This window comes from Bradyrhizobium sp. GW821-FHT12B03 (genome assembly GCF_058807535.1).
Genome location: NZ_JBXAQU010000004.1, coordinates 167,669 through 180,635 on the forward strand (window position 1 = coordinate 167,669; position 12,967 = coordinate 180,635).

General features: G+C 66.5%; 10 protein-coding genes. 5 read left to right on the forward strand and 5 right to left on the reverse strand.

What is annotated here, in order from left to right:
* Positions 1-183 precede the first annotated feature (183 nt).
* Both AC1RUR_RS10355 and AC1RUR_RS10360 read left to right on the forward strand, forming a co-directional pair.
* Complete coding sequence (locus AC1RUR_RS10355) at positions 184-1,101, forward strand: sulfite exporter TauE/SafE family protein (protein WP_492843457.1); 918 nt, start codon at positions 184-186, stop codon at positions 1,099-1,101.
* Entirely contained in the window at positions 1,098-1,868 is a 771-nt protein-coding gene (locus AC1RUR_RS10360; RefSeq protein ID WP_492843459.1) for a TIGR02186 family protein, read from the forward strand. The genes AC1RUR_RS10355 and AC1RUR_RS10360 overlap by 4 nt, the downstream gene beginning before the upstream one ends.
* A gap of 246 nt (positions 1,869-2,114) precedes the next feature.
* Here the strand turns inward: AC1RUR_RS10360 and AC1RUR_RS10365 are convergent, their stop codons facing one another.
* Positions 2,115-3,026: a DMT family transporter gene (locus tag AC1RUR_RS10365; RefSeq protein WP_492843461.1), complete on the reverse strand. Its 912-nt coding sequence runs from the start codon at positions 3,024-3,026 to the stop codon at positions 2,115-2,117.
* A gap of 96 nt (positions 3,027-3,122) precedes the next feature.
* Between AC1RUR_RS10365 and AC1RUR_RS10370 the strand changes: the two genes are divergently transcribed.
* Complete coding sequence (locus tag AC1RUR_RS10370; protein WP_492843463.1) at positions 3,123-3,986, forward strand: LysR family transcriptional regulator; 864 nt, start codon at positions 3,123-3,125, stop codon at positions 3,984-3,986.
* A gap of 139 nt (positions 3,987-4,125) precedes the next feature.
* Here AC1RUR_RS10370 and pdeM read toward each other — a convergent pair whose 3' ends face one another.
* The 4 genes from pdeM to AC1RUR_RS10390 all read right to left on the reverse strand — a co-directional run bounded on the left by pdeM (position 4,126) and on the right by AC1RUR_RS10390 (position 10,042).
* The gene (pdeM, locus tag AC1RUR_RS10375; protein WP_492843894.1) at positions 4,126-4,824 is read right to left on the reverse strand and encodes a ligase-associated DNA damage response endonuclease PdeM; all 699 of its coding nucleotides are present in this window, start codon (positions 4,822-4,824) and stop codon (positions 4,126-4,128) included.
* Positions 4,825-4,975: 151 nt separating this feature from the next.
* Positions 4,976-7,540, reverse strand: a complete 2,565-nt coding sequence (locus tag AC1RUR_RS10380; protein WP_492843465.1) for a ligase-associated DNA damage response DEXH box helicase — start codon at positions 7,538-7,540, stop codon at positions 4,976-4,978.
* A gap of 230 nt (positions 7,541-7,770) precedes the next feature.
* Positions 7,771-9,000: an ABC transporter substrate-binding protein gene (locus AC1RUR_RS10385; RefSeq protein WP_492843467.1), complete on the reverse strand. Its 1,230-nt coding sequence runs from the start codon at positions 8,998-9,000 to the stop codon at positions 7,771-7,773.
* A 115-nt stretch (positions 9,001-9,115) separates the two neighbouring features.
* The gene (locus AC1RUR_RS10390) at positions 9,116-10,042 is read right to left on the reverse strand and encodes a class I SAM-dependent DNA methyltransferase (RefSeq protein ID WP_492843469.1); all 927 of its coding nucleotides are present in this window, start codon (positions 10,040-10,042) and stop codon (positions 9,116-9,118) included.
* 56 nt (positions 10,043-10,098) lie between these two features.
* On the opposite strand from AC1RUR_RS10390, the gene AC1RUR_RS10395 reads away from it, so the two are divergent.
* On the forward strand, positions 10,099-11,136 hold the full coding sequence (locus AC1RUR_RS10395; protein WP_492843471.1) for a ligase-associated DNA damage response exonuclease: 1,038 nt from the start codon (positions 10,099-10,101) through the stop codon (positions 11,134-11,136).
* Positions 11,133-12,791, forward strand: coding sequence for a cisplatin damage response ATP-dependent DNA ligase (locus tag AC1RUR_RS10400; protein WP_492843473.1), 1,659 nt, complete (start codon positions 11,133-11,135; stop codon positions 12,789-12,791). Before AC1RUR_RS10395 ends, AC1RUR_RS10400 begins: the two co-directional genes overlap by 4 nt.
* The last annotated feature ends 176 nt before the right edge of the window (positions 12,792-12,967 follow it).

Here is a 12,967-nt window from a genome sequence, read left to right on the forward strand (position 1 = left end):
GCCTTCGCCGGGACGACATTGATAACCACGGCGCCTCGATCACCCTCGCCACACCCATTCACCACACCCCAAATTCCTGATCCGCGCGGCGTCGAATTCGGCTATTGAGGGACGCGGCAATCGTTCCGATCTTTCCGCGAGCATTCCGCGTTCGTCGATCCGTCTCGCCGGTGCGCAGGTTCAATGCAGCTCTACCTTCCGATCGCCGACCTTCCCGTCAACGTCTTCCTGGTGCTGGCGATGGGCGCGGCGGTCGGCTTCGTCTCCGGCATGTTCGGGATCGGCGGCGGCTTCCTGATGACGCCGCTGCTGATCTTCATCGGCATCACGCCGGCCGTCGCGGTCGCCTCCGTCGCAAGCCACATCGCAGCCTCCTCGTTTTCCGGCGCACTCGCCTATTGGCGCCGGCGCGCGATCGATCCGGCATTGGCGGGCGTGCTGCTCTGCGGCGGCGTGACCGGGACGGCGCTGGGGGTGTGGACCTTCACGCAGCTGCGCGCGCTCGGCCAGCTCGATCTGATGATCGCGCTGTCCTACGTCGTGCTGCTGACCACCGTCGGCAGCCTGATGTTCTCCGAAGGCCTGCGCGCCCTGATGCGGACCCGGCGCGGCGCGGTGCCGCCACGGCGCACCCACAACTGGATCCACGGCCTGCCGCTGAAGATGCGGTTCAAGCGCTCGAAGATCTATCTCTCGGTCATCCCCGTGGTGATCGTCGGCATATTGATCGGCTTCATCGGCGCCATCATGGGCATCGGCGGCGGCTTCATCCTGGTGCCGATCATGATCTATCTGCTGCGGGTGCCGACCTCGACGGTGATCGGGACCTCGATGGTCCTCACCCTCGTCACCATGCTGTTCGCGACCATGCTGCATGCGGTGACCAATCACCTCGTCGATGCCGTGCTGGCGCTGATCCTGATGGTCGGCGGCGTCACCGGCGCGCAGTTCGGCGCACGGGCCGGCCAGAAGATCCGCGGCGAGCAGCTGCGGCTGCTATTGGGCCTCTTGATCCTCTCGGTCGGCGTCCGCTTCGCGATCGAATTGGTGATCCGGCCGGCGGATCTCTTCACCATCCGTGAGCTGGGGGTGACCGGATGACACGCGCGCTTCTCGCAGCTCTTCTCGTCCTGTTGCTCGGCGACGCCGCGCGGGCCGAGCGACTGATCGTGTCAGTCTCCAACCACCGGGTCACGGTGACGCCGAATTATTCCGGCGAGGAGCTGGTGCTGTTCGGCTCGGTCGAGAAGGACGCCACGACGCCTGCCAACCGCAAGGCTTACGATCTCGTGGTCACCGTGATGGGCCCGCGCGCCGACATGGTGACGCGGCGCAAGGAACGCACCTTCGGCATCTGGATCAACACCGACTACCGGCAGTTCCTGCAGGTGCCGAGCTATCTGGCGCTGTTCGCCAACCGCCCCTTCGACGTCATCACCTCGCCCGACATCGCCCGGCGGCAGCAGATCGGGCTCAACAACGTGCTGCTGACCCAGCGTGTCAGCGGCGATTATGCCGACGTGGTGCCGAACGACGTGTTCCGCTCCGCCTTCATCCGCCTGCGCACCCAGCGCGGGCTCTATCGCGAGGATGCGAGCGCGGTGACGTTCCTGACACCGACCCTGTTTCGCACCGGCATTCCGTTGCCGGCGGAGGTGCCGATCGGCACCTATGAGGTCGAGATCAAACTGTTTGCGAACGGAGCCTTCGTCGGCAAGACCGAGACCGCCTTCGAGATCGTCAAGGTCGGTTTCGAGCAGTTCGTCGCGACCACCGCGCGACAGAACGGCCTGATCTACGGTCTCGCCACCGCGGCCATGGCGCTGATGACGGGATGGATGGCGTCGATCGTGTTCCGGAAGGATTGATCCATCCTCCGTCATTGCGAGCGCAGCGAAGCAATCCAGACTATCACTGCGGAGGGATTCTGGATTGCTTCGCTGCGCTCGCAATGACGGTGCAAATTCTCCGCGTCGTCCTGGCGAAAGCCAGGACCCATAACCACAGGGCGTTGTTGTTGGAGAACGCAGTGGCCACAGCTTGCTGCAACAATAGCCAGTCGGGGTAATGGGTCCTGGCTTTCGCCAGGACGACGTTGATAGACTTTCGCACGTCTACGACACCGCCTTGGCCGGCCGCGTCACGAGATAAATGCCGAGTGCGACCGGGATGATGCCGAGCAGGTCGCGGGCCTCGACGTGTTCGCCGAGCACGAGATACGCGAACAGCATGCCGAGCGGCGGCATCAGGAAATGATAGGCGCTGGCAGCAGTCGCGCCGCACACTTTCAGGAGATGAAACCAGAGCCAGTAGGCGAGGATCGAGCCGCCGAGCACCAGGAAGGCGAAGGCGCCGATCAGGCCTGGGGTGACATCGATCGCATGGAGGTCGGCGAAGGTGAGCGCGACCGGCGTCAGCACGATGCCGGCGGCGAGGTTCTGCACGCCGTTACCGATCCACAGCGACCCCTTCGGCGCGAGCAGCTTGAACAGGATGGTGCCGGCCACGATGGAGGCGAGCGAGGCCAGCGTGAACACGATGCCGTGCAGCGAGTCAGTGCCGACCGACAGGCGGTGCCAGACGATCGCGGTGACGCCGATGATGCCGAGCAGCAGGCCGCTGGCCTTGCGCCAGGTCATGCCTTCGCCAAGCAGCAGCGTGGCGAGCGCCGCGGTGAACACCGGATTGGCCGAGACGATCAGGCCGCCGAGACCAGCGGAGACCGATTGCAGGCCGGTGTAGCCGAGCCCGAGATAGAGCGCGTTGTTGGCGATGCCGAGCACGGCAAAGATCGCGGCATCGCGCCAGGACAGCGACCAGGCCTCGCCGCGGATCAGCGTGGCGCCGAGGATCAAGATGCCGGCGAGCGAGAAGCGCGCGGCGAGCAGGATCAGCGGCGGGCAATGGGTGACGCCGATCTTGCCGGCGACGAAGGCATAGCTCCAGAGCAGGCAGAACAGGCCGATCGCAAGCGGCAGCGTGTTGAAGCGGCTGCGGGGAACGGGAATCGAGGGGGCGAGCGACATGGGGCATTCTCCTGAACCCTCGATCTAGGGAGCCGGCTTGTCATTTGGAAATTAAATGATTAACTGCGCATCAGTGGATTTATGAATGGAGCGGACATGCTCGATCTCGAGCTGCTGCGCAGCTTCGTCTCGGTGGTCGAGGCCGGCGGCTTCACCCGCGCCGGCGAGCGCGTCCACCGCACGCAATCGACCGTCAGCCAGCAGATCAAGCGGCTGGAGGAGGATGTCGGCCAGCTGCTGCTGCACCGCGACGGCAAGGACGTGCGCCCCACCGAGGCCGGCGAGCGGCTGCTGTCCTATGCGCGGCGGCTGCTGTCGCTTGCGGAAGAGGCGCGCGACGTGCTGCGCGAGCCCGACGGCGAAGGCGCGATCCGGCTCGGCATTCCCGAGGATTTCGCGGCCTATCGCCTCGCGAAACTGCTGGGGACGTTCGCGCGCTCGCATCCGGGGCTGCGGCTCGACGTGCGCGCCGATCAGAGCAAGAATCTGGCCCGCGATCTCGAGCGCGGCGAGCTGGATCTGGCGCTCTACAAGCGCGAGGCCGGCGCCAAGGGCGCCATCGCAGTGTGGCCGGAAGAGGTGCACTGGGTCACCAGCAAGAGCCACCCGGTGGACGTCAACGCCTCGTCGGTGCCGCTGATCGGCTTTCCGACCGGCTGCCTCTATCGCGCCGGCGCCATCCACGCGCTGGAAAGCGCAGGCCGCACCTGGCACATGTCGTATTCGTCGTCGAGCCTTGCCGGCATCCAGGCCGCGGTGGCCGCCGGCATGGGCCTCAGCATTCTGTCCGAGATGTCGATCCAGTCCGACCACCGCGTGCTGACGGCGAAGGACGGTTTTGAGCCGATCAACAAGACCGAGGTGGCGCTGATGGCCGCGCCCGGCGCCAGCCCCGCGACGCTGCGGCTGGCGGATCGGCTGGCGGAGTTCTGCGAGACCGTGCAGGCGAAGGCGGCGTGAGCTCGCGGGATGCGTTGGGTGGGTTAGCGAAGCGTAACCCACCGCTTTAATTTCTGCGGACAGAGAAGTGGTGGGTTACGCCGAGCGGTTTGCGCTTCGCGCAATCCGCGGCGCTAACTCACCCTACGAACTGTGCACCTCAATAACACCGCGACGCGGCGATGGCGTGCACGCGGCGGTCGCCGAGGAGATGGGCGACAAAACCGTTCTTCGGAAAGATCCTGGCGAACGCGGCGTCGCGGATGCTGAGGCCGCCGGCATAGGCGCCGAAGGCCGGCATCACGGCGCGCATGCCGTCGCTGGCGAAGCAGCGGCGCTCCATCGAACGGCCGCGCGCGGAGATTCGGGCCTTGGGATGGAGATGGCCGGCGATCTCGCCGCAGGCGCCGGTCGGCTCGTGGCGGAAGGTGACCGGGCCGATCGCGACTTCGTCGGCAATTGTGCCGCCGAGATCGTGCGGCAGCACGGGATCGTGATTGCCCGAGATCCAGATCCAGTCGCGACCGGTCTGGAGTGCGGCGACGGCGTCGCGGTCGTCCGCGGAGAGGCGCTCATGCGCGGAGCGGTCGTGAAAACTGTCGCCGAGCGCAATGACCACGCGCGGATCATGGCGGGAGATGACAGCAGCGAGCCGACCCAGTGTCGCGATGGTATCGTAGGGCGGCAGCAACACGCCGCGCGTGGCGAAGCTCGAGCCTTTTTCCAGATGCAGGTCGGAGACGACGAGCAGGCGCTGCTGTTCCCAGAACAGGGCGCCGGACAGATCGGCGGCGAACGTCGCACCGGAAACATCCAGAGCCCGTGTCGATGTGATCGATAGCGCGACATTCTCCGTCATGGCCGGGCGCAGCCGTTCGAAGAACGGCGTCGCTTCCGCTCGCCTATGCCCGGCCATCCACGTTCTTGGCACCGCAAGAAAGACGTGGATGCCCGGGTCGGGCCCGGGCATGACGGTGGGGATAAATCAGCGCGCCTCACTGGCAAATTCTCTACGACATCGCCTCTTTGACGAGCTCGTCGGCGGCCTCCGCCAACAATTCGTCTGCAGCTTCGCCATAGACTGACTCGCGGCCGATTTCCAGCATCACGGGGACGGCGAGCGGGGAGACGTGATCGAGTTCCCGGTGGGTGATGCGGCCCTGGATGCGCGCGAGCATGCCGCCGAGACGGCGCAGGTCGAGCAGGCCGGTGGCGGCGTCGGCGCGGGCGGCGCGCAGCAGGACGTGGTCGGCCTGGTGCTTGCGCAGCACGTCGTAGACCAGATCGGTCGAGAACAGCACCTGGCGGCGGCTCTTGTCCTCGCTGGTGAAGCGGCGCTCGATCAGGCCGGAGATCAGCGCGCAATTGCGGAAGGTGCGCTTCATCAGCGCGGATTCGGCGAGCCAGGCTTCGAGATCATCCCCCAGCATGTCCGGGTTGAACAGCGCGTCGAGATCGAGCTGCCCGTTGCGGATCATGAAAGAGGCATCGCCGAGCCCCCAGATCGCCACCGCATATTCATTGGCGACGAAGCCGAGCGGCCGGGCACGCATCCGCTCCAGACGGCGCGTGAGCAGCATGCCGAGCGTCTGATGCGCGAGCCGACCTTCGAAGGGATAGCAGATCAGATAATGCTTGTTGCCACGTGGGAAGGTCTCGACCAGCAACTCGCGGACACCGGGCACGCGCGAGACGTCCTTCTGTAGCGACAGCCAGTCACGCACCTGCTCGGGCAGACCGTTCCATGCGCGCCTGTCGTCGAGCAGGCGACGCACCCGTTCGGCGAGATAGGTCGAGAGCGGAAACTTTCCGCCCATGTAGGACGGCACCTTTGGGTCCTTGTCGTTGGCGCGGGAAACGTAGACCTGGTCCTCGGCCAGCGCCTCGTAGCGCACGACCTCGCCGCCGAACACAAAAGTGTCGCCGGCAATGAGGCCCTCGATGAAGTATTCCTCGATCTCGCCGAGAACGCGGCCACCGCGCGCGATCGCACCGGTCGAGCCCGAGCCGCCAGAGCGCCCTCGCACCAGCCGCACCTTCAGCATCGGCTCCTCGACGATGGTGCCGACATTGAGGCGATAGCTCTGCCGCACCTTTGGATTGGCGACACGCCAGCGGCCCTGCTTGTCCTGCCTGATGCGGGCGAAGCGCTCATAGGTCTTCAGCGCATAGCCGCCGGTGGCGACGAAATCGACGACGTCGTCGAAATCCTGCCGCGCGAGGCCCGCGTAAGGCGCAGCGGTGCGAACCTCGTCATAGAGATCGTCGCTGTAGAATGGCTCGCCGCAGGCACAGCCCAGCACGTGCTGGGCCAGCACGTCGAGCGCGCCGGTGCGGAGCGGCGGAGTGTCCTGCGCGTTCTCGGCGATGGCATCGATGGCGGCGCGGCACTCCAGCACCTCGAAACGGTTCGCGGGCACCAGCACCGCGCGCGAGGCCTCCTCGAGGCGGTGGTTGGCGCGGCCGATGCGCTGCATCAGGCGCGAGGAGCCCTTGGGCGCACCGATATTGACGACGAGATCGACGTCGCCCCAGTCGACGCCGAGGTCGAGCGAGGAGGTGCAGACCACGCCGCGCAGTTTGCCGGCCGACATCGCATCCTCGACCTTGCGGCGCTGCGCGACGTCGAGCGAGCCGTGATGCAGCGCGATCGCAAGGTTGTCGTCGTTCATGCGCCAGAGATCCTGGAACAGCATCTCGGCCTGGCTGCGGGTGTTGACGAAGACCAGCGTGGTCTTGTTCTGCTTGATCAGCTCATAGACCTCGGGGAGCGCGTGGCGCGCGCCATGACCGGCCCAGGGCAGGCGTTCGCGCGTGTCGAGCATCTCGACCAGCGGCGGTGCCGCACCGCCGGCGACGACGATGTCGGCGGCCGCTTCCTTGCCGCCGGGCTGCGGCACCAGAAAGCGCGCGAGCTGGTCCGGCTCGGCCACCGTCGCCGACAATCCGATCGCGCGCATCTGCGGCGCGAGGCGCCACAGCCGCGCCAGCCCGAGCGACAGGAGATCGCCGCGCTTGGAGGTCACCAGCGCGTGCAGCTCGTCGAGCACGACGCGCTTGAGCGAGGAGAACAGGAACGGCGCGTCGTCGGAGGACAGCAGCAGCGCAAGCTGCTCGGGCGTCGTCAGCAGGATATCAGGCGGATAGCGCCGCTGGCGCTGCCGCCGCGACACCGGGGTGTCGCCGGTGCGGGTCTCGACCTTGATCGGCAGGCCCATCTCGGCAATGGGACGCTCGAGGTTGCGCGCGATGTCGACGGCGAGCGCCTTGAGCGGCGAGATGTAGAGGGTGTGGAGACCGGCGCTGCGCTGCACGCCGCGGCCGGTGGAGATCACGGATTTCGCCGATGGCGCGGACGCAGAGCTCAGCTCCACCAGCGTCGGCAGAAATCCCGCCAGCGTCTTGCCGGCGCCGGTCGGCGCGATCAGCAACGCCGAGCGGTCCTGGCGCGCCTTCTCCAGCAGCGCAAGCTGATGCGCGCGCGGCGCCCAGCCGCGTGCCGCGAACCACGCGTCGAAGCGGTCGGGCAGCAACGTGGCCGGCTCGGCCGGAATTTCGAGGATGCGGGGCGGCACGGCATAAGAGGTAAGCCGTGAGGGTGGGTTCGTCGAGGGGGTGGAGATGTGAATGGCGAGGCGCTGCTTTCCCTCTCCCCTTGTGGGAGAGGGTGGCTCGCCGCGATAGCGGCGAGACGGGTGAGGGGTTTTCTCCGCGAGTTATTCTCTTTCGAGTACGCGGATAGAACCCCTCATCCGGCGCTTCGCGCCACCTTCTCCCACAAGGGGAGAAGGGAAGAAAGTCGCCGTTACTCCGACATCGGCTTGTCGGAGATGTCCCAATCCTTGCCGGTGAAGGTCGAGATGAAGAGCGTCTTCATCGGCGTGTAGTCCTCGGGCGTGTAGCTGTAGCTGACGCCGTCGAGGAAATAGGGCGAGTGGAAGCCGTTGAGGTTCGATGCCTGCTTCAGCACGTTGGCGCGGGTGAGCTCGTCACCGCAGCGGCGCAGGATCTCGCCCATGGTGGCGGCCTGGCCGTAGCCGGCGAAGGCGATGGTGTTGTCGGAATCGATGGCCGGCGTGTATTTCTTGCGCAGCTCCTCGAACGCCATCACATCGGGATCCTTCTCCCATTTCGGCAAGCCGACCTCCTTGTTGTAGCGGATCGCGACGATGCCCGCGGCGTTCTCGAGGCCCGCGGCGTTGAGGATCGAGCGGCCGGTCGAGCCCGCGGACAAGAGGTGCAACGGCTTCCAGCCGAGTTCGGCCACTTTCCGGATCGACTGCGACGACGCCTTGCCGGTCGAGATGTTGTAGAAGACGTCGGCGCCCGATTTGGAGAGATTGATGAGCTGGGAATCGACGGTCGGCTCGGTGAGATCGTAGGTCTGCTCCATGATCACCTGCGCGGTGCCGCCGGCGTCGGCCAGCACCTTCTTGAAGGGACCGAGGAAGTCGCGGCCGAAATCGTCGTTCTGGTAGAGGATGCCGATCTTGGCGTTCGGCTTCACGCTGACGACATGGCGCGCCAGGATGCGCGCCTCGGTCGGATAGAGCGGCAGGCCCGCCATGGTCCATTTGAACTCTTTCGGGTTGTTCCACTTCGATGCGCCGGTGTTGAGCAGCAGCTGCGGCACGCCCTTGGAGTTCAGGTATTTGTGCACGGCGGTCTGCGGCGCGGTGCCGAGCGAGCCGTAGAGCGCCAGCACCTCCTCCTGCTCGACCAGGCGCCGCGTCGCCTCGACGCATTTCGGCGCGCTGTAGGCGTCGTCCATGGTGAGGAATTTGACCTTGCGCCCGTTGATGCCGCCCTTCTCGTTCAGCATCTGGAAATAGGCCTCGCCGACGCGTCCGAGCACGCCGTAGAGCGAGCCGGGGCCGGAATGCGGCACGGTCTGCCCGATCTTGATCTCGGTGTCGCTGGCGCCGGCATCGTATTTCTTCTCCGCGGCCCAGACATAGGGGGCGGGCAAGGTGGCTGCGGCGATGGTGGCGAGCGCGGCGGCATTGAAATCGCGCCGCGATGGATTCTTCGTCATTATGTGTTTCTCCCTGATGCGCGCATTGTGCTGGGAACGCAGCACGGCTCGCAAGTGGGAAGTCGCCGCTTTGCGACGCAATGACGCTCAAATCGCAGGGCGCCAGCGCCTAGACTCAAGTTTTCTCGGCGACGACGACGAGGCCGCGCACCGGCTCGTTGTTCTCGTTGCGCGGTGAGGCCGGCTCCAGCGTCAGCAGCTTGAAGCCCGCCTTGGCGAGGGCGCTGCGCACATATTCCGCTGCATGGGCATAACGCAGGCCTTCGCCGAGAACGATGCCGCTGCCGTCATGCGTCTCCAGCGTGAAGGCGAGCACGCCGCCGGATGCGAGCACGCGCATGGCCTCAGTCAGCACCGGCGCGAGATCGGAGAGATAGACGAACGCGTCCGCGGCGACGACGAGGTTCGCGCTGGCATCGCCCTTGCTGCGCAGGCCCTCGATCATGTCGGCGACCTCGAGCTCGGCGTAGAGGTTCGTGGCGCGCGCCTCCTTGATCATGCCGGGCGACAGGTCGATGCCGGTGAAATGGTCGACCTGCCTGGCGAAGGCGGCCGCCGCCAGCCCGGTGCCGCAGCCGAGATCGATGGCGCGCTTGAACAGGGCCGGCTTCCTGGCGGCGACGCGCGCGGCCAGCACCGCCTTGAAGATCAGCGATGGCGCGCGGTAGCCGAGGTCGTGGATCAGCGTGTGCTCGAAGCGCGGCGCATATTGATCGAACAGGGCCTGCACATAGGCCTTTGGCATTTCGGCGAGCTGCGCGTCGCCGAGCCGCATCAGATGCAGGGCGGCGCCGTGCTGGTCGCCGGGATCGGACCGAAGCGCTTCGCGGAAGGCGGCAATCGCCTTGTCGCGCTCGCCGAGCTGGCTGCGGATTTCGCCGAGCGTGAACCAGGCCGAGGTGAAATTCGGAGCCAGCTCGATCGCCTGCTCGATGAGGTCGGCGGCCGCGGGCAGATCGCCCTTGAGCTGGAGATCGCGCGCGAACTCGAAGCGGCGGTCGGCCATGAGATCGCCGGAGGACAGGAACAGGCGGAGCGGCATAGGATCCAGGTCGTGTGGTGACTCGAAGATGCGGGGTCGCAACCTATATATCAGGCATGCGTCCGCAAGACATCCTGTTGCCAGCTGCTGCCGGCCTGTGCTGCAAGCCCGGCGGCTTCCATATCGATCCCGTGCGGCCGGTCGAGCGGGCCGTGATCACCCACGGCCATTCCGACCATGCCCGCGCCGGCCATGGCGCGGTGCTGGCGACGCAGGAAACGCTGGACATGATGCGGCTGCGCTATGGCGAGAATTTCGCCGGATCGACGCAGGCCATCCGCTATGGCGAGGAGATCCGGCTCGGCGACGTCCGTGTGAAATTCCATCCCGCCGGCCATGTGCTCGGCTCGGCGCAGATCGCGGTGACTTGCAAAGACACCTGCATCGTCGCCTCCGGCGACTACAAGGACGCGCCCGACCCGACCTGCACGCCGTTCGAGCTGGTGCCCTGCGACGTCTTCATCACCGAGGCGACGTTCGGGCTTCCGGTGTTCCGGCATGGCGATGCCGCGGATGAGGTGAAGAAGCTGCTGGCCTCGGTCAAACTGTTTCCCGAGCGCGCGCATCTCGTCGGCGCCTATTCGCTCGGCAAGGCGCAGCGCGTGATCGCGCTGCTGCGCCAGGCCGGCTATGACGCGCCGATCTATCTGCATGGCGCGATGGAGAAGATCACCGAGTACTATCAGAGCCGCGGCATCGCACTCGGCGAGCTCAGGCCGGTGATGGGCGTGAAGAAGGCGGCGCTCGCCGGCACCATCACGCTGGCCCCGCCCTCGGCGACATCAGATCTCTGGACGCGGCGCTTTCCCGATCCGGTCACCGCCTTCGCATCCGGGTGGATGCGCGTGCGCGCCCGGGCGCGGCAGCGGGGCGTCGAATTGCCGCTGGTGATTTCCGATCACGCCGACTGGGACGGCCTCACCGCCACGATCGCGGCGACCGGCGCCGGCGAGATCTGGGTCACCCACGGCCAGGAGGACGCGCTGGTGCATTGGTGCAAGAGCCAAGGCCTGCGGGCGCAACCGCTCGATCTGGTCGGCTATGGCGACGAGGAGGAAAGCGAGACGCCGCTTCAGGACGGGGCTGAAGCATGAACCGCTTCGCCGAACTGCTCGACCGTCTCGCCTACGAGCCCGGCCGCAACAACAAGCTGCGGCTGATCGCCGGCTATTTCCGCGAGGTCGGCGATCCCGATCGCGGCTACGCGCTGGCCGCGCTCACCGGCGCGCTCAGCTTCAAGCATGCCAAGCCGGCGCTGATCCGCGACCTGATCGCGGCGCGTACGGATGAGGTGCTGTTCGGACTGTCTTATGATTACGTCGGCGATCTCTCGGAGACGGTCGCGTTGATGTGGCCGAAGGCGGTGGGTGTCCACAACAACCCGCCACCGCCAACCCTCACCGAAGTCGTCACCACCCTCCGTACGCTCGGCAAGACCGAGCTGCCAAAACAGCTCGAACGCTGGCTCGATGAGCTTGACGAGACCGGCCGCTGGGCGCTGCTGAAGCTCGTCACCGGGGCGTTGCGTATCGGCATCTCCGCACGACTGGCCAAGACCGCCGCGGCGGCGCTCGGCGACAAGGACCCGCATGAGGTCGAGCTGATCTGGCCGGGGCTCGCGCCACCCTATCTCGACCTGTTCGCCTGGCTGGAGGGCCGCAGCGACAAGCCGGTCAATCGCGATCCCGCGCCGTTCCGCCCGGTGATGCTCGCGCATGCCATCGAGGACAGCGATTTCGCCGCGCTCGACCCAGCCGACTACATCGCCGAATGGAAATGGGACGGCATCCGCGTGCAGGCGGTGGCAGGCCGCGACGACCGCGGGCACGTCACGGCGCGGCTCTATTCGCGCACCGGCGAGGACATCACCGGGAGCTTTCCGGATCTCGTGCCATCGCTGCGCCTGCCGGGCGCGATCGACGGCGAGCTTCTGATCCTGCGCGAGGGCCGCGTGCAGAGCTTCAACGTCCTCCAGCAGAGGCTCAATCGCAAGGTGGTCTCGCCGAAGCTGATCAAGGAGTTTCCGATCCATCTGCGCGCCTATGATTTGCTCGGCGACGACGAGAACGATCTGCGCGAGCTGCCGTTCGCGGAGCGGCGCGAGCGGCTCGAGACCTTCATCGGGAAGCTCGGCGATCCCCGCATCGACCTGTCGCCCACCGTGCCCTTCGCAAGCTGGGAGGCACTCACCGCCGCGCGCGCCGACCCCGCAAGTGCCGGCGCCGGTGAAGACGCGGATGCGGTCGAGGGCGTGATGCTGAAGCGGCGCGATGCGCCTTATCTGCCGGGCCGGCCGAAGGGCCAATGGTGGAAGTGGAAGCGCGATCCGCACATCATCGACGCCGTGCTGATGTATGCGCAGCGCGGCCACGGCAAGCGCTCGTCCTATTATTCCGACTACACGTTCGGCGTCTGGACCGAAGGTGAAACCGGCGACGAGCTGGTGCCGGTCGGCAAGGCCTATTTCGGCTTCACCGACGAAGAGCTCTTGCAGATCGACCGCTTCGTCCGCCGTAACACCACTGAAAAGTTCGGCCCGGTGCGCCATGTCGTGCACGAGAGCGACAAGGGGCTGGTGCTGGAGGTCGCGTTCGAAGGCTTGCAGCGCTCGCCGCGGCACAAATCGGGCGTTGCCATGCGCTTTCCCCGCATCAGCCGCTTGCGCTGGGACAAGCCGCCGCGGGAGGCGGATAGGCTGGAGACGCTGGAAGGGATGCTGAAGGCGGAGGCGACGGAGGTTGAGGCGTGAATTGCCGCCACGACAGCAGTGCGCTCCCTCGCCCGCTTGCGGGAGAGGGCCGGGGAGAGGGTGTCTCGGCGTTGGGGCTCCCCAAGAGGAGAGAGCCCTCACCCGCGCCTTCGGCGCGACCTCTCCCGCAAGCGGGAGAGGTTGCAGCCCGCCCGCGGCATATGCTTGCCCGAATT